This is a genomic window from Longimicrobiaceae bacterium (assembly GCA_035696245.1).
In the GTDB taxonomy this organism is placed as follows: domain Bacteria; phylum Gemmatimonadota; class Gemmatimonadetes; order Longimicrobiales; family Longimicrobiaceae; genus DASRQW01.
In genome coordinates, this window is the sequence record DASRQW010000260.1 from 1 (window position 1) to 25,749 (window position 25,749).

Here is a 25,749-nt window from a genome sequence, read left to right on the forward strand (position 1 = left end):
CCGCCACCCTCGCCGCCAAGGCCGCCGAAGTGCTTCACCCCGCGGGGTGAGGGTTCGTGGGCGGGCGGGAGGCCCCCTCCCCCAGCCCCTCCCCCAAAACTGCCTGGGGGAGGGGAGCTTGGTCCACGGCGGCGGTGAGGGTTGTGTCGATCCCGATTATGGCGGGGAGGTCTTGTTCGGCGGCGGCAGGTGGAGGCGGGGCAGGGTTGATGGGGGACGATGGAGAGTCTAGAGCGCGGCTGGACACCCAGCAGGTGACACGCGGCTCGTCCACCGCCCAACCGTCCCAGCCGGCTCATCATCCGTCGCGCTGTAGTCAAAGCCAGCCTAACACTCGCCCCCGCAAGCAGTTCTCCCCTCTCCCGCTTGCGGGGGAGGGGCCGGGGGAGGGGGCATCCTCTCCGCAGCGATACGCTCCCGGCATCCCGCGTTTTCGGTAGATGCAACACGAAAAAACGACGGAGGGCGCGCACCCAGCCGGTGCACGCCCCTCGTCGTTCGCCCATCTACCGAACTATCCCGCCGTTCCGTATCTCCCGACAGCGATACCGGTGCCGCTCATGGATCTCACCGCTGCGGGGTCTTGGCGATGCGGCCGGGGCCGGAGTACGGGTTGGAGCCGTTGGTGCCCAGCACGTGGCGCGAGTACCCGTTCTCCGGGTTCGCGCCGCGGCGCACCGCCCGCGCCACCGCCACCTCGCCGCGGTTGTACGCCAGCACCGCCAGCCGCACGTCGCCGTCGAACATGTCCAGCAGGTTGCGCAGGTAGCGGAAGCCCACGCGCAGGTTGTTGCCGGGCTCCATCACCGCCTCGGCGCTGCGCAGCGAGCGGTCGATGCTGCGGGCCGTGCCGGGCATGAGCTGCATGAGGCCCAGCGCCCCGCCGCGGCTGCGCGCCCGCGGGTCGAACCCGCTCTCCACGCGAACGATGCGGAAGCCCAGCTCCGGGTCCACCCCCTCGGCCCGCGCCGCCTGCTCGATCTTGCGCGACAGCTCGGGCGAGATGCCGTAGCGCCGGGCGTAGCGGAACTCCAGCAGGTCGGTGCTGCCGATGAGCCGCACCTCCTCGTGCAGCCGCCGCCAGAACTCGCGCCCCGGCGAGGGCGTGGGGGTGAGCGGCGTGGCTGCCACTACCGGCACGCGCAGGCTGGTGTCGTTCGCCTGCGCCGCCACCGTATTCGGCGCCGCCGCCAGCGCCACGAGCGCCAGCGCGGCCGCCCCGCGCGAAACCATCTGGATCGGATTTCTCAACGAAAACCTCCGTGTTGATCCGGTCGCCTTCGGTTGTGCGAATGGGGCATACTGCATCCGCGGAAGCCCCGAGTCAAGAATGAGCACCGCTCACGGAGAGGCGCCCGGGATGCGCCAGCACTGGCAAGCGGATGCAGCGCAACGTGTTCGGAAGATGGAACTCCAGGTCGATCGATCGGCCTGGAGAAGTCCGAAACAGCTTCGCGGCGCCCACCGTACTTCCTGCCACGAGGTCCGGGGCAGGCGCCCGGCCGCGAGCGGGCCGCGCGCCCCGGCAGGTCCGGGAGCGCCGAGACGGCCCCGCAACGAGAGAGACACGGGTCGATTCCCATGATGGGCATAAATCGCATCGCGCACGCTTCGCTGATCGCCGCCACGCTCGCCGCCGCGCCCGCTGTGGGGCAGGGGCCGATGGAGATCGTGGTCAACATCCCCGCCGGCCGGCTGGACGTGGTGCAGGGCGGGCAGCGCGTCCGCTCGTACCCGGTGTCGGTAGGCACCGCGGCGCACGCCACCCCGCAGGGCGAGGGCGCCATCCGCCGCATGGTGTGGAACCCGGACTGGACGCCGCCCGACGCGGAGTGGGCGCGCAGGGAGACGCGGAAGGCGCCCGGCTGGGCCAACCCCATGGGCCGCGTGAAGATTCACCTGTTCCGCGACTACTACGTGCACGGCACGCCCGCGGGCAACGAGCGGCGCCTGGGCGCGCCGGCCTCGCACGGCTGCATCCGCATGCGCAACCGTGACGTGATGGAGCTGGCGGAGATGGTGATGCGTGCCGACGGCGGCCCCTCTGCCGAGGCGACGGCCCGCACGCTCGCCGCGAACCCGCGCAACACCCGCGAGCTGAGCCTGGCCGGCCGCGTGCACGTGCGCATCGAGTACCGCCTGGCGGAGGTGGATGCGGACTCGGTGACGCTGCACCCGGACGTGTACGGCGTGGCGAAGCCCGGCTACGCAGCCCGCGTGGCCGCCGACCTCCGCGCCGCCGGCGCCGATACCGCGCCCGAGCTCGCCGCCGTGAATCTGTCCCGCGCCCCGGCCTCCGCAGTTCGCATCCCGCGCCAGCTTCCGCAGCCGGCCGCCGTCATCGCCGTCGCCACCGTGCCCGTCACGGCCGCGCCAGCCCAGACGGCCGACGCCGTGCTCCCGCGGTAAGCGCACCGGCAACTCATCCGCCGAGAAACGACAGCGGGGCGGCAGATCATCTGCCGCCCCGCTCGTCTTTCCCGCTCGCTCTGCATTCTCCGATTCCGCATCGACCTCCATCGATTCCCGAAGCATCATCCGCCCTCGTTCGTCGGCCGATGCGTCAGCGGAGGCCGCCGGGGGTGACGCGGCGCTCGGCAAGGGCGAGGATGGCGTCGACGGCGAGGGCGAGGAGGGCGGCGGGGATGGCGCCGGAGAGGATCATCCGCGTGTCGCCCAGCGCGAGGCCTGCGACGATGGGATCGCCCAGCCCGCCGGCGCCGATGAACGCGGCGAGCGTCGCCGTGCCCACGTCGATCACGGCGGCGGTGCGGATGCCGGCCATGATGGCGGGCGCGGCGAGCGGAAGCCGCACGTGGCGCAGCACCTGGCGCGGCGCCATGCCCAGCGCGTGCGCCGCGGCCACCGCCTCGGGCCCCGCATCCCTCACCCCGCTGTACGTGTTGCGGACGATGGGATACAGCGAGTAGAGGAAGAGCGCCACCAGCGCCGGCGCCACGCCGATGCCCAGAAGCGGGATCATGAACGCCAGCAGGGCGATGCCGGGGATGGTCTGGAGCACGCCCACGCCGCGGATGGTGCCCTCGGCCGCGCCGGGGCGGGCGCGTTCGAGCGCTACGCCCAGCGGCACTGCGACCGCCACCGCCGCCGCGAGGGAGACGGCGACGAGCAGCAGGTGGCGTAGCGTCAGCGCGAGCAGCTCGCCGCGCTTGGCCCACAGGTACGCGCCGAGCGACGTGCCGCCGTCCGTCCCCGTCTGCGCACCCGCCGAGGCGGACGGGGTCGCGCCCACGAGGCCCAGGTCGCGCAGGGCGGCGGCGGCCACGCGGGGCACCTCCTCGCCGTCCACCTCCACGCGGCGGTTCATCTCCCGCATCCGCGTCTCGTCCAGCCGGCCGCTCAGCTCGGTCAGCGCGGCTATGGCGGCGGGGTTCTCGTCGGAGAGGCGGCGGCTTACGACGGCGGCGGCCTCGTACGGCGGGAAGAACGCGCGGTCGTCCTCCAGCACCACCAGGTCGTACCGGGCGATGAAGCCGTCGGTGCTGTAGCCGTCGATCACGTCCACGCGGCCGGCGGCCAGCGCGGGGTACTTCACCGCCTGCACCAGCGGCCGCACCTCGCGCGGATGGAAGCCGTACGCGCGGGACAGGCCCGGCAGCCCGTCCTCCCGCCCGATGAAGTCCGGAGTTAGCCCCGCCACGATGCTCGGCCCGTTGCGCCCCAGGTCGCTCAGCGTGCGCAGCCCCAGCCGCCGCGCCGTCTCCTTGCGCACGGCGATGGCGTACGTGTTCTGGAAGCCCAGCGGCGGCAGCCACCGCACGCCCCACCGGCGCCTGAACTCCCGCGCCACGCGTCCATAGACAGCGCGCGGATCGGCCGACGGCTTCTCACCGAGGATGGCGAGCAGCCCCGTACCCGTGTACTCCGGGTACACGTCCACCGCGCCGGTGCGCACCGCGCCGAATGCGATCTCCGTCGCGCCCAGCCCCAGCCGCCGTTCCACCGGGATTCCCCGCGCCTCCAGCACCTGCGCGAACATCTCCGCCAGCAGGTAAGACTCCGCGAACGGCTTCGACGCGACCACCACCGGGCGCGCCGAGCTCTTCCGTGCGTCCGCCGGCGTCGTGGCGTCCGCCGTCTGCGCGCGCGCCGCATCTCCCGTCCCGAAGCCGAGCACCGCCGCGAGCGCCAGCATCCACGTCCACCCGAGTCGGGCCGATGCGGAACGGACGCTCGTCGCTTGACGATTCGGGAGATGCACGGCGGGCGTCGCGAGCGGACCCGGCGTGCCTCGCGGATGCGCGGGCTGGGTGCGGATGCGCAGGCGGGCGAGGGCGAGGCGGAAGATGCGAGTCATGCGGCCTCCACGCGGGCGCGGGCCAGCAGCTCGCGCACGTATGCGGTTGCGGGCGCGGAGAGGAGCGTGCGCGGGTCCGCCACCTGCTCGATGCGCCCGCGGCGCAACACGGCGATGCGGTCCGCCAGCAGCACCGCCTCATGCAGGTCGTGCGTGACGAGCACGGTCGTCACTGCCAGGCCGCGCTGCAATTCCCGGAACCCGTCCTGAAGCTCCGCGCGGGTGATGGCGTCGAGCGCCCCGAACGGCTCGTCCAGCAGCACGATGGACGGGCTGCCCGCCAGCGCCCGGGCGATCGCCACCCGCTGCCGCTGCCCGCCCGAGAGCTCGCGAGGCCACCGCCCGCCGAACGTCTCCGCCGCCAGCCCCACGCGCTCCAGCGCCTGCATCGCGAGCGAATCCGCCGCGGTGTCGCCGCGCAGCCAGGGGACGAGCGCCACGTTGCGCAGCACGCGCCAGTGCGGCAGCAGCCCGCCGTCCTGCGGCACGTAGCCCACGCGCCGCCGCAGCTCCACCGCGTCCAGCCCCGCCGCGTCCGCGCCCTCCACCAGCACGGAGCCGGCGTCCGGATCGGTCATGCGGTTGAAGCAGCGCAGCAGCGTGCTCTTGCCGGACCCGCTCTCGCCCACCAGCGCCACGCACTCCCCCGCCTCCACGCGCAGCGACACGCCGTCCAGCGCCGCCGCCGCGCCGAAGCGCTTCACCACGTCCACTGCTTCCAGAGCCACTGGGCGCGAGCCGTTCACGGGAGATGGAGTCCGGGGTAGGGGAGATGAGCGGCGGGACGGCCACGGCTCAACATCGCCCGCCCGCCGTTCCTCCGCCAGCACCTCGCGGCGCCCTCCGCCCGCCACGGCCGACCGATCCGAGGCGCCGTCCTCCGACGACGGCCGGACGTAGCACCGGCCACGCGTTCCGAGCCCCTGATACCCGGCTCAGCCCGAGCGCATCTTCTCCGTCCTTCCATTGCGTTCTTTGCGTTACGCATGGGCGCACGCATACGTATCACCTTCCCCGCCCGGAGGATGCGCGTAAACAGATATGGCATCAATGGGTTCCCTTGTAATGACCGTCCTGCGGCATGCCGCGGGCGAGGCACGCTTCATCGTTGCGCTTGGCGCTGGATCGTAATAACGTGCATCTCGCCTCCCGCAGACCGGTCCCACCCCACAGCGCCCCGTGCACCGGCACCGAGCAGGCCGCGGCCACGCCGCGATCCCACACGCCAAGCTCCCAGCTTCCCGGTAGTCTTTCCCGCATAGCGCGTCCCCAGGCAGTTCCGCGGCCAGCGCCGCCCGTGCAGTCCCCCGCCGTCCGCCACGCGCCGACGGCCTTTCCGGCCGGTGCCCGCCGGCCACGGGCACCTCCACCCGCCACCACAGGAGACCCCGCCCGCGAACCACCCGCAGTCCATGTGGGAACCCTTGCAAACCGATCGATGGGAGGAAGCGCGATGTTGAGAAGAATGTTGTTGGGCCTTGCGGCCCTGTGCCTGCTGTGCGGCCCCGCCGCCGCGGCAGCGCAGCAGAGGCAGATCACGGGCACGGTGACGGGCGCCAACGGACGGGGGCTGTCCGGCGCGTTCGTGGCCATCGCCGCGTCGAACCTGGGAGTGCGCACCGACGTGCGCGGCGGGTACAGCATCTCGGTGCCGGCGGGCGACGTGCGGCTCCGCGTCCGCTCGGTGGGCTACAAGGTGGCCGAGATCAACGTCCCGGCCACGCAGGCCACGGCGAACTTCAGCCTGATCGAGGACGTGCTGAACCTGCAGGCCCTGGTCGTCACCGGCCAGGCGACCGCGGTCGCGCGGCAGAACGTGGCCAACGACGTGGCGGTGGTGGGCGCGCGCGAGCTCCAGCGCGTCCCGGCGCAGACCATCGACCGGGCGCTCCAGGGGAAGGTGGCGGGTGCCACCATCCGCTCCAACTCGGGCGCGCCCGGCGGCGGCGTGCAGATCCGCATCCGCGGCGCCAGCTCCATCACCGGGAACGCGACGCCGCTGTACGTGGTGGACGGCGTGGTGATCAGCGACGTGGCCATCCCCGGCGGCCAGAACGCCATCTCGCGCGCCAACACCACGGCGGGCGTGAACTCGTCGGTGCAGGACCAGACGGTGAACCGCATCGCCGACCTGAACCCGAACGACATCGAGAACATCGAGATCCTCAAGGGTGCTTCGGCGGCGGCCATCTACGGCTCGCGCGCCTCGGCGGGCGTGGTGGTCATCACCACCAAGCGCGGGCAGGCGGGCCGGCCCCGCTTCAGCCTGTCGCAGCGCGTGGGCTTCGCGGAGCTGTCGAACGAGATCGGCGCGCGTGACTGGACGGCCGCCGAGGCCATCGACTTCGGGTACGTGACGGCGGCGAACGCCTCCACGTACTTCAACCCGGACGGATCGCCCAAGCACACGTACGACCTGGAGAAGCAGGTCTTCGGGCGCCGCGCCCCGCAGCGCGAGACCACGCTGAGCGTGAGCGGCGGCAACGAGGGCACGCAGTACTACATCTCCGGCCTGCTGATGAACGACCAGGGCATCGCGGCCAACACCGGCTACGAGAAGCAGAGCCTGGCGCTGCACCTGAACCAGGCGCTGTCGTCGCGCATCCACCTGAACGTGGGGAGCAGCCTGCTGCACTCGGTGGCGGCGCGCGGCATCACCGGCAACGACAACACGCAGGCCAGCTACGTGGCGGCCATCTCGGCCACGCCCAACTTCTTCAGCTTCAAGCCGGTCAACGGCGTGTACCCGCGCAACCCGTTCACCGACAGCAACCCGCTGGAGACGTCCAGCCTGTCCACGAACGACGAGGACGTGTGGCGCGCGATCGGGTCGCTGAACCTGACGGTGGACCTGCTGAACCGCGGCGCGCACAGCCTGAAGTTCGTGGGCATCGGCGGCGCCGACTACTTCACGCAGGACAACCGGCTGTACTTTCCGCCCACCATCCAGCTCCAGCCCTTCGGCACCACGCCGGGCACGGCGGTCTCGGGCGGCGGCAACAACCTGAACCTGACGTCGAACCTGAACCTGGTGCACGCGTTCACGCCCAGGAGCGGCTCGTTCAGCGCGACCACGTCGGTGGGCGTGCAGTACCAGGGCAGCGACCTGCACCGCGGCCAGGTCACGGGCCGCAACCTGCTGGGCGACCTGGACCTGCCGTACTTCGGCGCGGCGCAGCAGACGTTCGGGCGGCACGAGCAGGTGAAGGACTTCGGCGGCTACGCGCAGGAGGAGCTGCTGATGTTCGACGAGCACCTGTCGCTCACCGGCGGCCTGCGGGCTGACCGCAGCAGCAACAACTCCGACACCGAGAAGTACTTCTTCTACCCCAAGGTCAACGGCGCCTTCACGCTGCCGGGCTCGTACTCCTTCCTGGACCAGCTCAAGCTGCGCGCGGCCTACGGCTCCGCCGGCAACGAGCCGCTGTACGGCCAGAAGTTCACGGCGCTCAACCTGACCAACATCGAGAACATCCCCACGGTCTCGTTCGGCACGCTGAACACCATCGGGGCGCTGGACCTGCACCCGGAGCGCACCACCGAGATCGAGGGCGGCTTCGACGCTACGCTCCTCGGCGAGCGCGCGCTGCTCACCTTCACGGCGTACCACCGCAACATCACCGACCTGCTGCTGTCGCGGGTGCTGGCGCCGTCCAGCGGCTACTTCACCGAGTACTTCAACGGCGGCAAGCTGAGCAGCAACGGCATCGAGGCCTCGATCCAGGCCACGCCGCTGCGCCGCGGCTCCTTCCAGTGGGTGACGAACAACACCTTCTCGCGCAACCGCGTGAAGATCGTGGAGCTGCCGGTGGAGGAGTTCAGCGCCGGCAACTCGTTCGGCAACTCGTTCGGCAGCTACCGCATCCGCAAGGGCTTCTCGCCCACCACGGTGTTCGCCAACTTCGGCCGCGACGCCACGGGCGCCTTCATCGTGCGCCCCATCGGCGAGTCGGAGCCGGACTTCCAGATGGGCTTCAACAACGACTTCAAGCTCCGCCGCTTCTCGCTGTCGACGCTGCTGGACTGGAGCCACGGCGGCAAGGTGGTGAACCTGACGCGTAACTACTTCGACGGCTCGGGCACCTCGCCGGACTTCTTGATGCCCTCGGGCGTCACCACGCCGCGCGACTTCGAGAAGTGCGGGGCGGACTGCCTGTCGGGCGAGGAGCGCCTGTTCTGGTTCGGCAACCCGAACAACCGCCCGGTCTACGTGGAGGACGCCAGCTTCGTGAAGCTGCGCGAGGTGTCGGTGAGCTACGAGGTGCCGGCCCGCTGGCTGGGCAGCCGCGTGAGCAACGCCCAGATCTCGCTGTCGGGGCGCAACCTGAAGACCTGGACGGGCTACAGCGGCTACGACCCGGAGGTGAGCAACTTCGGCAACGTGACCGCCGGCCGTAACCAGGACGTGACGCCGTTCCCGCCGAGCCGCACCTTCTGGCTCGCCTTCAACGTCGGGTTCTGACCATGAGACACAACCACCTTCTCGCAAGGCGAAGCGCCATGAAGCGAATCCTCTGCCTGCCGCTGCTGGCCGGCGCGCTCTGGGTCGGGGCGTGCAGCGACCTGACGGTGCCCGACTACAACGAGCCCCTTCAGGGCGACCTGCAGGACCACCCCAGCACGGGCCTGGTGAACGCCACGACCACCGGCATGCTGGACGCCAGCCGCCAGGACGCGGCCAACTACGTGCGCTACACCGGCATCCTGGGCCGCGAGGCGTACTACCTGGACACCAACGAGTCGCGCTACATCACCGAGCTGGTGCAGGGGAGCATGGACCCGTCCAGCTTCGCCGGCGGCGGCCTGTGGAGCGGCCGCTACCACTCCATCCGCACGGGCGAGACGCTGATCGCCGCGCTCGACAAGCTGCCGGCCAACGACGACCTGTCGGCCGCGCAGAAGGAGGGCATCCGCGGGTTCGTGAACACCATCCAGGCCATCGACCTGCTGGCGGTGGCGAACACCCGCGAGCGCGCGCCGGTGGAGATCCCGGTGGGCCCCACCGACACCCCGGGGCCGCTGGCCGACCGCGCGGCGCTGTTCACCCGCATCTACAAGCTGCTCGACGACGGCTACGTCCACCTGGGCAACGCCGGGACCGGCTTCTCGTTCGCGCTGCCCAGCGGCTTCTCGCAGTTCGGGCTGGCGAACCCCGCGGGCGTGCGCAAGGTGAACCGCGCCATCCGCGCCCGCGTGGACGTGTTCCAGGGCAACTACGCGGCGGCGCTCACCGACCTGGGGGGCTCGTTCATCAGCACGGCGGGCACCGACCGCGCCTCGATCAACGCCGGCGCGTACTACAACTTCTCCGGCGGCGCGGGCGACCTTCCCAACTCGCTCACCAGCGCGTCGCCGCAGGCGGCCGACGTCCGCGTGCGCGACGAGGCGCAGACGCAGCCCGGCGGCGCCCTCGACGCCCGCTACGTGATCAAGGTGGGCAACCGCGCGGGCGGCGCCACGCGCTCGTTCCTGGGGATCAGCAGCAACCTGATCTTCCGGATGTACAACCAGAGCCCCTTCTACGGCACGGGCGGCACGTCGTCGCCCATCCCCATCGTCCGCAACGAGGAGCTGATCCTGCTGCGGGCCGAGGCGCAGTGGAAGACGGGGCACCTGCCCGAGGCCATCGCCGACCTCAACTTCGTCCGCGTCAACTCGGGCGGCCTGGCGGCGCGCGCGGACCTGACGGCGGCCAACTTCCAGTCCGCGCTGCTGTACGAGCGCCGGTACTCGCTGCTGTATGAGGGCGGGTTCCGCTGGATGGACCTGCGCCGCTTCGGGCTGCTGAGCTCGCTGGACGGCTATCCGCGCACCGGCGACAAGATCGCGGAGTACTTCCCCATCCCCTTCGCCGAGTGCCTCCAGCGCCCGGCCGGGACCCCCGGCTGCTCGGCCCACTGAGCCAGCCGTTCGGTAGATGAACAGCAGGGGGCGCCCGAAAGGGTGCCCCCTGCTGCTTTTCCGTCCGATGCGCTCCGACCTCCCCGCCTCGGCCTCCGTTCACGGCCCCCGCGATGATCATCCTAATGTAGGGGCTGCGATTCATCGCGCCCGAAAACTCTCCGCCGCGCAGAACTGCGGTTGATCGGGGGATGCCGAAGATGCCTCGCTCCCCGTCCGCCCGATCGCGTCCGCAACGGACGAACATCCGCCGATCCCCCGCCGTTCAACGGGTCGATGAGGGCTTGCCTGACATCTCCCGACCTCCGAACGACGCATCAAACCACATCGCCGTGCATCTCCCGAATCGCCTGCCGATGCTGTGGCGAAGGCGGGATGATGTACGGCGATGCGCGGCGGTTCGCTGCGGGGGGATTCCGGATGCGATGAATCGCACCCCTACAACTGCAAGGGCAACAAGGGGTTCGGCTACTTCACGGCGAAGGAGACGCGGACGACGGCGGTGATGTCCTTCTCCAGCGAGCTGGTGTCGTTGATGCCGTAGTCGCTCACCTCGGTGGAGTTGCGCGGGGTGATCTGGAAGACGCCCATCTTGGCGCTCCGCACCGCACCGATCTCGCTGCCCACGCTCTTGGCGATGGCTTCGGCGCGCAGCTTGGCGTCGCGCGTGGCCTCGGCGAGCATCTGCGTGCGCACCTGGTCGAGGTGCGTGTACAGGTACTCCGGCGCGGGGGAGACCAGCGGCACGCCCGCGTTGATCAGCTCGTTCGCGCGCTGCGAGAGCGCGGTGACGCCGCGCACATCCGCAGAGCGCACGGTGAAGCGCTGCGTGAGCTTGTAGCCCGCCAGGTCGCCCGTCTCGGTGCCGTTCACCAGCATCCGGTTCTGCCGCAGCGTCTCCACCGGGTCGATGGTGACGAGCGAATCGGCCATGCCGCTCGCCTTGAGGAACGCGCGGATCTGCTGCGAGCTGCCGCTCAGCTCGCGGTAGGCGTCCTGCACCACCGGCGCCTGCGCGGTCACGCTCAGCTTCCAGACGATGAAGTCCGCGCGGATGGGCCGCTTGGCCGAGCCGGTGACGGCGATCTCGTCGTTGGCGCGCTTGATGTTGCGGATGGCGCCGGCCGCGAGCAGCGCGGAGAGCACCAGCCCGAGGGCCAGCGCGACCATGCCCCAGAAGAGCTGGGGAAAGCGTTCGGACATGAGACGTGTCGATGTGGGTGGGATGCGGGCGGGGCGTCGCGGTGGGGCCGCATCGCCAATGTACGTACCGCGCCCGCCGCAGAGAAGAACGGCATTTCGGCAGATACTGAGATCGGCGCGTCGTTCCGCCTCGACGTTCCGGTAGATGCGCACGCGGAGGATCGACGCCGACGCCCTACTCGCCGTTCGCGTGGGGTGCGGGTCCGGAATTACTATCCCCGCGGCGGATGCGGGGGGAAATCACTGGAGAACGGACGGACCGGGGATGCAGATCCAGCCGACGACGGGCGCGCAGAGCGAAGCCGCACACCAGCTTACGCCGTCGGGGCTGTGGGCGCTGACGATCACGACGGGCGTGACGGTCGCCAGCCTGTACTACAACCAGCCGCTGCTGGACGCCATCGCGCGCAGCTTCCACCGCACGGCGGGCGAGGCGGGTGCCATCCCCACGCTCACGCAGGCAGGCTACGCGACGGGGCTGCTGCTGATCGTGCCGCTGGGCGACGTGCTGGAGCGGCGCCGCCTCCTGCTCGCCACGCTCGTAGCGGTCGCGGTGGCGTTAGGGCTGGCGGCCATGGCGCCGTCGCTGGGGGCGCTGGCGGCGCTCAGCTTCGCCATCGGCCTCACGGGCGTGGGGCCGCAGATCGCGGTGCCGTTCGCCGCGGCGCTCACGCCCCCGGAGCGCCGCGGCAAGACGGTGGGCCTGGTGATGACGGGGCTCATCACCGGCATCCTGCTGGCGCGCACCGTGGCCGGCGCGGTGGGCTCGGCGTACGGGTGGCGCGTGGTGTTCGGCGGCGCGGCGGCGGCCATGCTGGTGCTGGCGGCGAGCGTCGCCTCGTTCCTCCCCCGCGCGCCTGCGGGCGAGCGCGTGCGCTACGTGGACGTGCTGCGCAGCATCCCCCCGCTGGTCGTGCGCTACCCCTTGCTGCGCGAGGCGGCGCTGGCGGGCGGGATGGCGTTCGCCGCGTTCAGCGCCTTCTGGACCGCGCTCACGTTCCACCTCAGCGCGGCGCCGTGGAGCTACGGGCCGGGAACGATCGGCGCCTTTGGACTCGTGGGCGTGGCGGGGGCGCTGGCTGCCTCCGCGGCGGGGCGGCTGGCGGACCGCACGGGGCCGCGGCGCGTGGTGGGCTACGGGCTGGCGACGCTCGCCGCGTCGTTCGTGCTGATGTTCGCCTTCCGCACGTCGCTGGCGGGGCTGATCGCGGGCATCGTCCTGCTCGACCTGGGCGTGCAGGGCACCCACATCTCCAACCAGGCGCGCGTCTACAGCCTGCCCGCCGAGCTGCACAGCCGGCTGAACACCGTGTACATGGTCAGCTACTTCGTGGGCGGCGCGCTCGGTTCCCTCCTCGGCGCCGCCGCGTGGACGCACTTCGGCTGGCCGGGCGTCTGCGCCCTCGGCGCGGGCATGGCCGGCGTAGCGCTCGCCGCGCATCTCATCGGCGGGAGGACTGGGGAGAGCTGACGGGCCGCTGACTGACTGCCGCGCATCCGCCGAACCCTCCGCCCATCCGCACTGCTGTTTCCTCATCGACGCCGCGCCTCGCATCTCCTAAATGCGACCGCAGTCACGTCCGTTCCTCGCCCGCCGGTCCACGTCTCCCGAAGATCCATGCGTAGCGGTGTCCACAACGAAACTCTTGACAGGGAGTTTGCCAATACGTATTAACTAGACACTCGCCAATACGTATTAGCAAAATCCGACCATCCCGGATGACGCCGCGCTCCTCGCTCTCCCGTTCCGTCACCACGCACGACGTGGCCGCCCGCGCGGGAGTCTCGCAGGCGACCGTCTCGCTCGTGCTGGGTGGGAACGCGAAAGCCCGGGTGGCGGCGGCGACCCGAGAGCGGGTGGTGCGCGCGGCCGCGGAGCTGGGCTACCGCGCCAACATCGTGGCCCGCAGCCTGGCGCGCGGCCGGTCGTACGCCATCGGCGTGGTGATCCCGGAGCTGTCGAACCCGTTCTTCCTGGACGTGGTGGGCGGCATCCAGCGCGTGGCGGCGGAGGCGGGCTACGCGGTCCTGTTGTGCGACGCCCGCGAGCAGTCGCCGGAGCGGCACCTGGACGCGCTGCGGGCGCGGCAGATCGACGGGCTGATCGTGGACGCGGTCGCCGCCGCCTCTATCGCGGCCGACGAGCTGACGGAGCTGAAGGTGGTTCTCGTAGACGAGCCGTCGGAGCGGTGGCCGGGGGTGGCGAGCGACGCCACGGGCGCGGGGCGGCTGGCCGCGGAGCACCTGCTGGCGCTGGGCCACCGGGACTTCGCCTTCGTCGGCCCCGCGACGGACGTCCACTCGTTCCGGATGCGCGAGCGCGGGTTCGTGACGGCGCTGCGGCAGGCGGGGGTGACGATGACGACCGAGCGGCTGCGGCGCGCGTCGCCGTCCATCGCCGCGGGGCAGACGGCCATGCGGAGCCTCCTCGCCCTCCCCAAACGCCCGACGGCGGTGTTCTGCGCGAACGACCTGCTTGCGCTCGGCGCGCTCAAGGCCTGTCTCGCGGCCGGCGTGAAGGTGCCTTCGGAGATGAGCATCGTGGGCTGCGACGACATCGAGATGGCGCGGGTGGTCACGCCGGAGCTGACCACGGTTGCCGTGCCCGCCCGCGAGCTGGGTGCCCGCGCCGCGCGTCTCCTCCTTCGCCAGCTCGACAAGCCGGAAGAGGCGGTCCGCCCCGCCCGAGCCCTGCCCGTGCGCCTGGTGGCGCGCGGCACCACCGCCCCGCCCCGCGGCACGACGGAGCCCAAGAGCTGATGCGCCACGCCACCATCACCGGAACCGGCTCGTTCGTGCCCGCCCGCGTGCTCACCAACGCGGACCTCTCGGCCATGCTGGGCGAGGACGTGGACGCGTTCGTGAGCGGCACGCTGGGCATCCGCGAGCGCCGCGTGTGCGCGCCCGACGAGTCCGCGGCGGACCTGGCGGAGGAGGCGGCCCGCCGCGCGATGGCCGACGCGGGGCTAGGGCCGGAGGAGATCGACCTGCTCATCGTATCTACCGACACGCCGGAGTACGTCTCGCCCGCCACCTCGTCCGTCCTCCACGGCCGGCTGGGGCTGCGGCGCGGGGCGGGCACGTTCGACCTGAACAGCGCCTGCTCGGGGTTCGCGACGGCGCTGGACGTGGCGTGGAAGTACGTCCGGGCGGACGAGCGGTACGAGCGCGTGCTCGTCGTGGCCGTCTACGCGATGAGCAAGTTCGTGGACTACGCGGACAAGAAGACGGCGACCATCTTCGCGGACGGAGCGGGGGCGGTCGTGCTCGAAGCGTCGGACGCGGAAGGGATCCTCGCATCGGAGCTGTTCGCGGACGGCAGCCTGTCGCACGGCATGGGTGTGTTTGCGGGCGGGACGGCCGAGCCGGTGACCGAGGACGTGCTGCGCCAGGGCTACCGCAACCGCCTGCGCTTCGTGGAGAAGTACCCGAAGGAGGTGAACGAGGAGGGATGGCCGCGCATTGTCCGCTCCGTCCTCTCGCGGATCGGCCGGAAGACGGCAGATGTCGATCTCTGGCTTTGGACGCAGGTGAACCGGTCCACGATCGAGGTGGTGATGGACAGGCTGGGGGAGCCGATGGAGAAGGCGCACACGGTGATGGACAAGTGGGGATACACCGGCTCGGCGTGCCTGCCGATGGCGCTGGACGACGCCGTGCGCGCGGGCCGCATCTCCCGGGGCGACCTGCTGGTGCTCACCGGATCGGGCGCCGGGCTGGCGATGGGGTGCGTGGCGCTGCGGTGGACGCGCGAGCGGGAGGCCGAGCGTGTCTGAGACCGTCGTCTCCGTCTTCCTGGAGCGCGCGGCGCGCTACGGCGACCGTCCGGCGCTGCACGTCCTGGCCTCCGGCGGCGCCGCGCGCGACGAGACGCTGAGCTGGCGCGAGTGGGCAGATGCGTCGCGCCGGTTCGCCGCGGCGCTGGTGAGCGCGGGCCACCGGCCGGGCGAGAGCGTCGCCGTCCTCGCCGGCAACCGGACGCTGTGGCCCATCGCGGACCTGGGGATCGTGATGGCGGGCGGAGTGAGCGTCGGCCTCTACCCCACGAGTCCGGCGCAGCAGATCCGCGGGATCGTGGAGGACTGCGGGGCGTCGCTGGCGGTGGCCGACACGGCGGAGCAGGCGGAGAAGCTGGCGGACGTGCAGCGCAGCGTGCCCGGGCTTCGAACGGTCGTCTGTCCGGACGTGCGGGCATCCACCGCAAAAGCCGTGGGGTGGGACGAGTGGCTGGCGCGCGGGGCGCGGGCGCTGAGCCGCGGGCGCGACGTGGCCGCGGAGGTGGACCGCCGCATCGCCGCCGCGCGTGCGGACGACGTGGCGATGCTCATCTACACCTCCGGTAGCACGGGCGAGCCCAAGGGGGCGATGATCCCGCACCGCTACATCCTCGATTCCGCGCTGTCCATCCAGGGCACGCTGGGGCTGGACGAGCGCGACACGTCGCTCTCCTTCCTCCCCTTCTGCCACGCGGCGGAGCGCATCTTCGGGCTGTACACGCGCATCGTGTGCGGGATGGAGGCGGGGCTGGTGGAGGACCATGCCCGCGTGTGGCAGGCGGTGCGCGCCTTCTCGCCCACGGTGTTCGGCGGGCTGCCGCGCTTCTTCGAGAAGGCGTACGAGGCGTTGCGGGTGGAGCAGGACGCGGCGGCGGGCGACGAGCGCGCGCGCTGGGACCGCACGGTGGAGCTGGGCCGCCGCGTCTCCCGCCTGCGCGAGGCGGGGGAGAGCGTGCCCGCGGAGCTGGAGGCGGAGTGGAGGCAGACGGGCGGGCCGGTGTTCGCCCGCGCCCGGGCACTCTTCGGCGGGCGGGTGCGCAGGGCCACGTCCGGCGGCTCCGCGCTGCCCCGCGAGGTGAGCGAGTACCTGGATGCGCTCGCCTTCCCGGTGCTGGGCGCCTACGGCCTCTCCGAGCACCTGTGCGTCGCCTTCAACCGGCCGGACGCGTACTCGCTGGATGCCGCGGGGCCGCCCATGCCGGGCACCGAGCTGAGCATCGCGCCGGACGGCGAGGTGCTGGTGCGGCGCGGGCCGCTGACGTTCGCCGGCTACCGCGGGCGGCCGGAGGAGACGGCGGCGGCGTTCTCGGCAGACGGCGAGTGGCTGCTGACGGGCGACGTGGGCGAGGTGGACGGGCGGGGGATGCTGCGCGTTACGGGGCGGAAGAAGGAGCTGATCGCCCTCTCCGGCGGCAAGAAGGTGGCGCCGCTGCCCATCGAGTCGCGCCTGGCGGAGCACCCGTGGATCGGACGCGCGGTGCTGTTCGGAGAGGGGCGGCGCTTCATCTCCGCGCTGGTCTGCCTGCGGCGCGGCGAGGTGGAGGCGTGGGCCCGCGACGCCGGGGTAGACGCGGGATGGGACGAGCTGGTGGAGCACCCCGAGGTGGTGGGCCGCGTGCAGGCCGCGGTGGACGAGGTGAACGCCGGCCTCTCCAACCCCGAGCGCGTGCGCCGCTTCGCGCTGCTGGACCGCGACCTCTCGGCAGACGAGGACGAGCTGACCCCCACGCTGAAGATCCGCAGGCCCGTGGTCGCCGAGAAGCACCGCGACCGCCTGGAAGCCCTCTACCTCACCAGGCCATGAAGCGCACTGCACTGGCGGCGATCGTCCTGGCCGCCCTGCTCATCGCGGCATCGTACGCGTCGGCCTTCCTGCCCGGCGGCGCGGCGTCGTGGGCGCCGTGGGGCCTGGCGATGGGGATGCCCGTGATGCTCGTGGGGCTGATGGTGATCGGCGCGTCGCGCGGCGGGCAGGGCGTGGGCCGGCTCGCGTGGCCGTTCGCGCTCGTGGGGCTGATGCTCGCTGTCGGCTTCGCGCTCGCCCTGGCGCTGCCGGCGGACGAGGGCGCGGGGTCGCCGCTGTACCTGGGCCTGCCGCTGCGCGCCGCGATCATCCTATACGGCATCGGCCTGCTGCCCATCGTGATCCTGCCCGTGGCGTACGCCCTCACCTTCCGTGACCAGACGCTCGACCCCGAAGACCTGGTGCGCGTCCGCGAGGCCGGCGAAGCGTGGCGCCGCAGCCAGGGCCTCGCACCCGACGGCTCCGCATCGGCCGAGAAGGCATCGGGCGAGTCCGAATCGGCCGTGTCCGCATCTCCCGAGTCTGCATCTCCCGAACACATGTCTGCCGAGAGGAAGCGCGTGGGCGTTCCCGCATCTACCGAACATGAGCCCGTGCTGGTACGGGTCGCGGGCGACGAGGTGGCGCCGTGACCGCCGCGCCCATGGTGCAGGGGACGCAGCCCGCCATCGTGGCGGTGGCGCTGGCGTACTTCGCGGTGGTGGTCGCCATCAGCGTGTGGGCGAGCCGCAAGACGAAGACGGCCAAGGACTTCTTCGTCGCCGGCCACGGCATCGGCCTCGTCGCGCTCACCGTCGCGTCGGTGTCGACGGCGGTGTCGGGCTTCGCGTTCATCGGCGGGCCGGGGCTCATCTACACCATGGGGCTGGGCGCGATGTTCATCGTCCTGCCCGCGTCGGTGACCAACGTGCTGGGCGCATGGGTGCTGGCGAAGCGCATGCGGCTGCTGGGCGAGGCGCGCGGCCTGATCACCGTGCCGGACGCCATCGGGGCGCGCTACCGGTCGCCGGCGGCGCAGGGGCTGGCGGGGCTGGCGATGCTCATCGGCATCATCGGCTACATGGCGACCAACGCGCTGGCCATGGGCGTGGTGATCGACGCGCTGTTCGGCGTGGGCATCAAGCCGGGGATCTGGATCGGGATGGGGGTGACGCTGGCGTACTCGGTGGGGGGCGGCATCCTGGCCGGCATCTACGTGGACGTGTTCCAGGGCCTGCTGATGGCGCTCGCCTCCGTCCTCGTCTTCCTCTTCGTGCTGCGTGTGGGCGGCGGGCTGGGCGGCATCTCCACGCACATCCTGGCGAACGATCCCACGTTCCTGGGGCCGTGGGGGAAGGCGACGCCGCTGGCCGCGCTGTCGTTCTTCTTCGTCTTCGCGGTGGGCTCGCTGGGGCAGCCGCAGGGCATCCACAAGTACTACATGCTGCGCGACCCGCTGCAGCTCAAGTGGTATCCGCTGCTCAAGACGCTGGGCCTCATCCTGGTGCTGCTGCTGTACTTCGGCGTGGGCGTGGGCGTGAAGTCGCTGGTGGCCCGCGGCGCGCTGGCCCCGCTGGGCGCGCCGGACGAGGCGACGCCCACCTTCCTGCTGCACTTCACGCCCGTGCTCCTCGCCGCCGTGGTCTTCTCCGGCGTGGCGGCGGCGACGATGAGCGCCGTCAACTCGTTCATCAACATCGGCGCGGCGGTGGTCACGCACGACCTGCCCATCGCGCTGGGACTGACGCCGAAGAACGAGCTGATGCGCGGCCGCATCTCCACCGCCGTGATCGCGGTGGCGGCGGCGCTGCTGGCGCAGGTGTCGGGATCGATGGTGGCGTTCTTGGGCATCTTCGGCTGGGGCCTGTTCGCGTCCACACTGGTGCCGGCGCTGGCCGTGGGCCTCAACTGGAAGGGCGCCACCCGGCAGGGCGCCATCGCCAGCATCGGCACGGGCCTGGTGCTCACGCTCGTGTGCGAGACGCTGGGCTACCTCAAGCTCTACAAGCTGCCCACCGGCGTCACCGTGAGCGGCCTCTCGCTGGTGCTCTCCATCCTGGTTTTCTTCGGCGTCTCGTGGCTCACCCGCGAGGGCACCGGCGCCGCCATCGACGCCGACGTCCGCCTCGTCATGGAGGTCTGACGATGCCCACGCTCGATACGCCCAGCATCGACGTTCGACCGCCGGAACTCATCCAGCAGCCGGTAGATGCATCGCATTCGTCCAACGGCGGGCAATCGGTAGATGCGCATCTCCCGGCAGATGCTCGGCTTTCGGTAGATGCACGGCCTTCGATCAATGCGCGTCCATCGGCAGATGCACATCTCCCGGCAGATGCTCGGCCGTCTGGAGATGCGAATCTCTCAGCAGATGCGCGGCCCTTGATAAACCGAAACATCTCGGCCGATGCGCGGCTTTCGGCGAACGGCGGCGCCTCTGCGGATGCGAGGGCTTCGACGGGCACCTCTGGAGATGCGAAGCCATCCGCCGACGGCACTTCGGCAGATGCGCGGCTGATAGACGGGCCGCTGGCGTTCGAGGCGCTGGAGGCGGGGATGGCGGCGGAGTACGCGCGGACCGTGGGCGATGCGGACATCGTGGCGTTCGCGGAGGTGAGCGGCGACCGCAACCCGGCGCACCTGGACGAGGAGGCGGCGGCGCGCGGGCCGTTCGGCGGGCGCATCGCGCACGGGATGCTTTCCGCCGCGTACGTGAGCACCGCGCTGGCGACCAAGCTTCCGGGACCCGGCACCATCTACCTGTCGCAGAGCCTGCGCTTCGTGCGCCCGGTGCGCATCGGCGACACGGTGACGGCGCGGGTGGAGGTGGCCGAGGTGATCGCCGCCAAGCGCCGCGTGCGCCTGAAGACGACCTGCACCAACCAGCGCGGCGAGACGCTGCTGGACGGCGAGGCGCTGGTGATGGTTCCCGCGGAGCCGGCGTGAGCGCCCGCCGCGGCCACGCACGCGGGGAGCGCGCACCCCCGTAGCGAGCAGAAAGACCGAGAGCGGTCCGGCGGCGGCCCCAGAGCCCGCCGCGAAGCAGTGCCCAACCGCGCACGCCCTCTCCCGGCGGCGCATTCGCCCCACAACCCGTGAGGTCCTGTCATGACCCGCTGCATCCCGCGCGTCTCCTGGCGCGCAATCCTGATGGCCGCGCTGCTGGCGCTGGCCCCGTCGCTGGCCCTGGCCCAGGGCGGCGGCACCATCCGCGGCACGCTGGCCGGGCCCGAGGGCCGCGCCATCTCCGGCGCGGTGGTGAGCGTGGTGGGCACGCGCCACAGCGCCGTCACCAGCTCGCTGGGCGCCTTCACCATCACCGGCGTGGCGCCGGGCACGTACCAGCTGCGCGCCTTCCGCAGCGGCTACCGCGGCCCCGACACGCAGGTCGTGGTGGGCACCACCGAGGCGTCGCTGGTGGCGCTGAAGCTGGAGGAGGCGCCCATCGAGCTGAACGGCATCGTGGTCTCCGCCTCGCGGCGCGCGGAGCGGCTTACGGACGCGCCGGCCACCATCACGCGCATCGGCACCGACGTGCTGGACAACGTGGTGGGCAACTCGTTCGCGGGGGCGCTCAAGGAGGTGAAGGGGCTGGACTTCATCCAGACGGGCGTGACCAGCGTGGCGGTGAACGCACGCGGCTTCAACAGCTCGTTCAACAACCGCATGCTCATGCTGGAAGACGGCCGCGTGGCCGTGCTGCCCGAGAACGGGCTGCCGGTGGGCCAGCTCACCGCGACGCCCAAGGTGGACCTGTCCGGCATCGAGGTGCTGGTGGGCCCCGGCTCGGCCCTGTACGGCGCCGACGCGTCGAACGGCGTGATCGCGCTGCAGAGCAAGGACCCGCGCGAGTTCCCCGGCCTCACGGTCGAGGCGAGCGGCGGCTCGCGGCAGTACAAGGACGTGCAGGCGCGCTACGCCGGCACGGCGGGCAGCTTCGGCTTCAAGGCCAGCGGCGAGTTCCAGGGCGCGAACGACTGGAGCAACATCCTCAGCTACACCAACTCGGTGGGCGGCACGCCGGTGGTGCTGCGCGAGGACGGGCTCAAGAACCCGATCGACTGGCGCAGCCGGGTGGCGCGCGGCACGGCGAGCGGCGTGTACTACCGCGGCGAGAACCGGCTGGAGGTGTCCGGCGGCCTGAGCAGCACCAACGGCGTGGGCCAGACCAACGTGGGCCGCAACCAGCTCACCGACTGGCACTACAACTTCGGCCAGGCCAAGTTCTCGACCCCGCACTTCTTCATCAACGCGTACCGCACGCAGAGCACGTCGGGCAAGTCGTTCGCGCTCAACCGCTACGCGGCGGCGCAGGCCAGCAACCCGACCCTCTCGGCAGACTCGCTGCGCATGCTGTCGGACTGGCCCAGCAACGGCCGCCTGTACGCAGCCGAGGCGCAGAACAACTTCCGCATCCGCGCGCTGCGCAACACCGCGGTGGTGTGGGGCGGCCAGTACCGGCTGGACCGGGTGAGCAGCGACCGCCAGTGGCTGAGCGACCGGCAGACGGGCGAGGACGTGAGCATCCGCCAGCTGGGCGCGTACGCGCAGACCACCACGCCGGTGATGCCCTGGCTGGACGTGGTGCTGGCCGGGCGGCTGGACGACCACCAGAACTACGACCGCCAGTTCAGCCCCAAGGCGGGCCTGGTGTTCAAGCCGGCCCCTGGCCAGGCGCTGCGGGCCACGTACAACCGCGCCTTCAAGTCGCCCACCATCCTCCAGACCAACTTCTTCATCCCGGACTGGACGCCCGTCATCTCCATCTACGGCAACACGCGCGGCTTCACGGTGAAGAACGCGGCGGGCACCGTGGTCAGCACCTACGAGCCGCTGCAGCCGGAGCGCAACCAGACGTGGGAGCTGGGCTACAAGGGCGTGGTGCACAACCGCCTGTTCCTGGACGTGGCGGCGTACCGCTCCAGCTACGAGCACTTCATGAGCCCGCTGGTGGTGATCTCCAACCCGTTCACCGGCGCCACGGCGACCTTCGCCTACGACGCGGACGGCAACAAGATCCTCAACCAGGCCGGCATCGCCCCGGTCACGCTCATCTACTACAACCTGGGCGACGCGCAGCTGCGCGGTGTGGACGGCGGCGTGAACTACGTCCTCAACCCGCGCGTGAGCTTCAAGGGCACGCTGTCGCTGGTGGACCTCCAGCACGTGGAGGTGCCGGCGGGGCGTGAAGAGGCCACCGCGCTGAACGCGCCGGCCACCAAGTGGACGGTGGGCACCAACGTGAACGACCTGGCGACGCCGCTGGGCACCCTGTTGGCCGGCGCCTCGCTGCGCCACGTGGGCGGGTACTACTTCCGCTCCGGCATCAACATGGGCCGCATCTCCAACTTCAGCACGGTGGACCTGAACCTGGGCTACCGGGTGCCGCGCTACAACTCGCTGCTCAACCTGGGCGTGAGCAACCTGTTCGGCTGCACCGGCAGCTTCACGTACGCCAGCAGCCTGCCGGTGGGCGATCCGCGCCGCACCAGCGACCCCACCAACGCGCACCCCATCTCCGAGAGCCGCTCGTGCGGCTTCAACAAGAAGCACGCGGAGATGATCAACATGCCCGAGATCGGCACCATGGTCTTCCTGGGCCTCCAGTTCCAGACGCGGTAGCACGACCACCGGGAGCGCCGGCCTGACCGCCGGCGCTCCCCATATTTTCTTGGGATGACGGGCGTCCATCCATCTCACGGGCGCGTCGGGAGTGGCGACTGAAGTCGCGGCAACGACGGCGCAAAGTCCCCCTGCGGGGACTAACGGCAACGGCTCACAGACGGTGCAGCAACCGTGAAGCTGGGGACGCGCGAGGGAGCCCAACCCTCTCCCGCTTGCGAGGGTGCGAGCCTAAGCGAGCGGGAGGGGGCGCCCGCAGACGTGGTATCTCCAGCTCTTCCCTTCACCGTGATGGAGGCAGATGATGAGCACCGCCCGCCGCATCGCAGTCCTGTCGCTCCTCTCCCTCGCCGCCGCCTGCGCCGATGCGCCCACCGCGCCGGTGGCCGGCACGCCCGCCCGCCGCGCCGTCGCGGGCGGATGGAACTACGGCAGCTACACCAACGCATACGGATCGCGCTCGTACCAGCTCTACGTGCCGTCGTCGTACACGGGCGCCACGGCCGTCCCGCTGATGGTGATGCTGCATGGCTGCTCGCAGACCGCGAGCGACTTCGCGGCGGGCACGCGCATGAACAGTTGGGCGGAGTCGCGCGGATTTCTGGTGCTCTACCCGCAGCAGTCGGTGTTCGCGAACGGCGGCTCGTGCTGGAACTGGTTCTACATCGCCAACCAGGTGCGCGGCAGCGGCGAGCCGAGCATCATCTCCGGGATGATCGACCAGGTGAAGGCGGGCTACAACGTGGACGCCGCCCGGGTGGGCGCCGCAGGCATCTCGGCCGGGGCGGCGATGAGCAGCATCATGGCGTGCACCTACCCGGACAAGGTGCGCAAGGCCGCCACCTCCGCCGGGATGATGTACGGCGCGGCGACAACGGCCACCGGCGGCGTGAACGCCATGCTGTACGGCAGCATCTACGACCCCGTGGCCGAGGGCACCGACTGCTACAGCCGCATGGGCGCGAACCGGCGCACCATCCCCGTCCTGATCTTCCAGGGCACGGGCGACCTGGCCGTGAACCCGGTGAACGCATCGCAGATCACCTCGCAGTGGACGCAGACGGCCGACCTCACCACCGACGGCGCCGACAACGGCAACGTCGATGCGACCGCCGACATTACCGCGAGCGGCACCAGCTGCCGCGGCTACACGCGCTACGACTACAACAACTCCGCGACCGGCGCCGTGGTCGTGCGGAAGTACCTGGTGAGCGGCATGGGCCACGCCTGGTCCGGCGGCAGCACCTCCGGCAGCTACACCGACCCCTGCGGCCCCGACGCCTCCTCCCTCCTCGTCAGCTTCTTCGGCTTCTGACGAGAGACGAGGCGCGGAGGAAAAATTCGCCCGCCGACGCACCGCCGGGCGTATGAAACGCCCGGCTTCGAACTGCGGTCGTCCTGCGGACGCGCTCCCCGCACCCGTCGATGATGCGCGATGCAGCTGACTTTTCGGTAGGGGAGCACCTGCGTGTGCTTCCGCGGTTCCGCAGCGAGATTGCATCCGACTCGCACCCGGCCCGCCAGCGCAAACGAGGCCGCTGCGACGCCCGAGGACACGCGCCGAACTCCCGCCGCGTAGAAAATATGGAAGGGCTGGGCCCCTGGCTCGACGTGGGTTAGCATCCGCGAGGGAGCGCAGGATACCAGAGCCACATGCGACGGTGAGTCGCAAGCGCAGGAGACCAGCCCTATGAGTGAGAAGGTATGGCTTGGGATCGACGCACACCAGGAGCAGCTGGTGATTGCGGTGCTGGTGGGGATGGAGGAGAAGCCGCGTGAGGAGGTGCGGGTGGCGAACGAGCCGAAGAAGCTGCGGCGGTTCGTGGAGCGGTGGTCGGTGCAGGGAGAGATTCGGGCGTGCTACGAGGCGAGCGGAGGGGGGTACGTGCTTCAGCGGTGGATGCAGAGCTGGGGGTACTCGTGCGAGGTGATCGCGCCCTCGCTGATCCCTCAGCGTGCCGGTCACCGGCGCAAGCACGACCGGTACGATGCACGGGAGCTGGCGAGGCATCTGCGGTCCGGAGAGCTGGTGAGGGTGCGGATCCCGAGCGAGGCGGAGGAGCGGGTGCGCGACGTGGTGCGGTGCCGGGAGCGCTTCCAGAAGGAGATCCTGATGTCTCGGCACGAGGTGACGAAGTTCCTGGCGCGGCGTGGGCGGGTGTACCGGGAGGGCAGCCGGTGGACGAAGAAGCATTGGGCGTGGCTGCGCACGGTGCTGAAGGAGATGGAGTCGGTGGAGGACCGGCTGGTGCTGCAGGAGTACATGGGGCTGCTGGAGTACAAGATCGCGCGGCGCGAAGAGCTGGACCGGGTGATCGAGGAGGTGGCGCTGCGGCCGGCGTACACGGAGGCAGTAGGAAGGCTGCGCTGCTTCCGCGGTATCCAGACACATGGAGCGATGGTGCTCTCCAGCGAAGTCGGAGACTTCCGGCGCTTCGACTCGGCGGAGAAGCTGAGCAGCTACCTGGGGCTGGTACCTTCGGAGGATTCTTCGGGCGCACGGCAGCGGCGCGGCGCGATCACCAAGGCCGGCAACGCGCACTGCCGGCACGTGCTGATCCAAGCGGCGTGGGCGTACCAGTACCCACCCGCGTGCTCCGACGTGCTGAAGAGACGACAGGCGGGACAGCCGGCGGACGTGGTGGCGCACGCGTGGAAAGCTCAGCATCGGCTGCACAAGCTCTACCGCAAGCTCTCGCTGCGACGAGGGCACGGCGTGGCCGTCGTGGCGGTCGCACGCGAGCTGACCGGCTTCCTCTGGGCGGTGATGCGTGAGATAGAGCCGCCGCACGCGGCCGAGGCGAGTCCGATCGCGCAGGCTGCCTGAACACGGGCACACGGGCACACGGGAACACGGGAACACGGGAACACGGGAACACGGGAACGGGAACAGGACCGCGGGAAGACGGAAGAGGGAACGAGAGGAGGGCTGGCGAGGCACGACCGGAGGATGCCCGTCACCCCTATGTGATAAGGTCCTCACGGACCGAACTCACGCTGTGTAGAACGAGCCTGCTCCAGGTGGATTATTCTCTTGCCGCTCTGGGTCGCGAGACCTAACCGGCGTATATCAGGAGGATCCATCGTCGAAGCAGCCTCGTCAGCCCACCCTCTCGGCATAGTCAGGCTCTGGACTTCGCAGTCCC

Annotated in this window: 17 protein-coding genes; 13 read left to right on the forward strand and 4 right to left on the reverse strand. The window is 71.0% G+C overall.

What is annotated here, in order from left to right; all coding sequences use genetic code 11:
- Positions 1 to 567: 567 nt before the first annotated feature.
- A complete protein-coding gene (locus VFE05_12120; GenBank protein ID HET6230809.1) occupies positions 568 to 1,251 on the reverse strand; it encodes a lytic transglycosylase domain-containing protein in 684 nt (227 codons plus the stop codon).
- Between the two features lie 330 nt (positions 1,252 to 1,581).
- On the opposite strand from VFE05_12120, the gene VFE05_12125 reads away from it, so the two are divergent.
- Positions 1,582 to 2,409 (forward strand): L,D-transpeptidase, encoded by an 828-nt coding sequence (locus VFE05_12125; protein ID HET6230810.1) that lies wholly within the window; start codon positions 1,582 to 1,584, stop codon positions 2,407 to 2,409.
- A 154-nt stretch (positions 2,410 to 2,563) separates the two neighbouring features.
- Here VFE05_12125 and VFE05_12130 read toward each other — a convergent pair whose 3' ends face one another.
- Together VFE05_12130 and VFE05_12135 are read right to left on the reverse strand one after the other, a co-directional pair.
- Entirely contained in the window at positions 2,564 to 4,318 is a 1,755-nt protein-coding gene (locus tag VFE05_12130) for a glycine betaine ABC transporter substrate-binding protein (GenBank protein ID HET6230811.1), read from the reverse strand.
- The gene (locus VFE05_12135) at positions 4,315 to 5,046 is read right to left on the reverse strand and encodes an ATP-binding cassette domain-containing protein (GenBank protein HET6230812.1); all 732 of its coding nucleotides are present in this window, start codon (positions 5,044 to 5,046) and stop codon (positions 4,315 to 4,317) included. The genes VFE05_12130 and VFE05_12135 overlap by 4 nt, the downstream gene beginning before the upstream one ends.
- Before the next feature lie 743 nt (positions 5,047 to 5,789).
- On the opposite strand from VFE05_12135, the gene VFE05_12140 reads away from it, so the two are divergent.
- Together VFE05_12140 and VFE05_12145 are read left to right on the forward strand one after the other, a co-directional pair.
- On the forward strand, positions 5,790 to 8,780 hold the full coding sequence (locus VFE05_12140; GenBank protein HET6230813.1) for a SusC/RagA family TonB-linked outer membrane protein: 2,991 nt from the start codon (positions 5,790 to 5,792) through the stop codon (positions 8,778 to 8,780).
- Positions 8,781 to 8,818: 38 nt separating this feature from the next.
- Complete coding sequence (locus VFE05_12145; GenBank protein ID HET6230814.1) at positions 8,819 to 10,219, forward strand: RagB/SusD family nutrient uptake outer membrane protein; 1,401 nt, start codon at positions 8,819 to 8,821, stop codon at positions 10,217 to 10,219.
- 468 nt (positions 10,220 to 10,687) lie between these two features.
- On the opposite strand, the gene VFE05_12150 is transcribed toward VFE05_12145, so the two are convergent.
- Positions 10,688 to 11,422, reverse strand: coding sequence for an SIMPL domain-containing protein (locus tag VFE05_12150; protein HET6230815.1), 735 nt, complete (start codon positions 11,420 to 11,422; stop codon positions 10,688 to 10,690).
- A 265-nt stretch (positions 11,423 to 11,687) separates the two neighbouring features.
- Between VFE05_12150 and VFE05_12155 the strand changes: the two genes are divergently transcribed.
- The 10 genes from VFE05_12155 to VFE05_12200 all read left to right on the forward strand — a co-directional run bounded on the left by VFE05_12155 (position 11,688) and on the right by VFE05_12200 (position 25,430).
- Positions 11,688 to 12,893: an MFS transporter gene (locus VFE05_12155; GenBank protein HET6230816.1), complete on the forward strand. Its 1,206-nt coding sequence runs from the start codon at positions 11,688 to 11,690 to the stop codon at positions 12,891 to 12,893.
- A 248-nt stretch (positions 12,894 to 13,141) separates the two neighbouring features.
- Positions 13,142 to 14,182 carry a LacI family DNA-binding transcriptional regulator gene (locus tag VFE05_12160; GenBank protein HET6230817.1) on the forward strand — a complete coding sequence of 347 codons (1,041 nt, stop codon included), beginning with the start codon at positions 13,142 to 13,144 and terminating at the stop codon, positions 14,180 to 14,182.
- Positions 14,182 to 15,198 (forward strand): ketoacyl-ACP synthase III, encoded by a 1,017-nt coding sequence (locus VFE05_12165; protein HET6230818.1) that lies wholly within the window; start codon positions 14,182 to 14,184, stop codon positions 15,196 to 15,198. Before VFE05_12160 ends, VFE05_12165 begins: the two co-directional genes overlap by 1 nt.
- Positions 15,191 to 17,002: an AMP-dependent synthetase/ligase gene (locus VFE05_12170; GenBank protein HET6230819.1), complete on the forward strand. Its 1,812-nt coding sequence runs from the start codon at positions 15,191 to 15,193 to the stop codon at positions 17,000 to 17,002. The genes VFE05_12165 and VFE05_12170 overlap by 8 nt, the downstream gene beginning before the upstream one ends.
- Positions 16,999 to 17,634 carry a hypothetical protein gene (locus VFE05_12175; GenBank protein HET6230820.1) on the forward strand — a complete coding sequence of 212 codons (636 nt, stop codon included), beginning with the start codon at positions 16,999 to 17,001 and terminating at the stop codon, positions 17,632 to 17,634. Before VFE05_12170 ends, VFE05_12175 begins: the two co-directional genes overlap by 4 nt.
- Positions 17,631 to 19,124 (forward strand): hypothetical protein, encoded by a 1,494-nt coding sequence (locus VFE05_12180; GenBank protein HET6230821.1) that lies wholly within the window; start codon positions 17,631 to 17,633, stop codon positions 19,122 to 19,124. The genes VFE05_12175 and VFE05_12180 overlap by 4 nt, the downstream gene beginning before the upstream one ends.
- A 239-nt stretch (positions 19,125 to 19,363) precedes the next feature.
- On the forward strand, positions 19,364 to 19,927 hold the full coding sequence (locus VFE05_12185; protein HET6230822.1) for a MaoC family dehydratase: 564 nt from the start codon (positions 19,364 to 19,366) through the stop codon (positions 19,925 to 19,927).
- Between the two features lie 162 nt (positions 19,928 to 20,089).
- Complete coding sequence (locus tag VFE05_12190) at positions 20,090 to 22,603, forward strand: TonB-dependent receptor (GenBank protein HET6230823.1); 2,514 nt, start codon at positions 20,090 to 20,092, stop codon at positions 22,601 to 22,603.
- 301 nt (positions 22,604 to 22,904) lie between these two features.
- The gene (locus VFE05_12195) at positions 22,905 to 23,918 is read left to right on the forward strand and encodes a PHB depolymerase family esterase (GenBank protein ID HET6230824.1); all 1,014 of its coding nucleotides are present in this window, start codon (positions 22,905 to 22,907) and stop codon (positions 23,916 to 23,918) included.
- Positions 23,919 to 24,293: 375 nt separating this feature from the next.
- On the forward strand, positions 24,294 to 25,430 hold the full coding sequence (locus tag VFE05_12200; protein ID HET6230825.1) for an IS110 family transposase: 1,137 nt from the start codon (positions 24,294 to 24,296) through the stop codon (positions 25,428 to 25,430).
- Positions 25,431 to 25,749 lie beyond the last annotated feature (319 nt).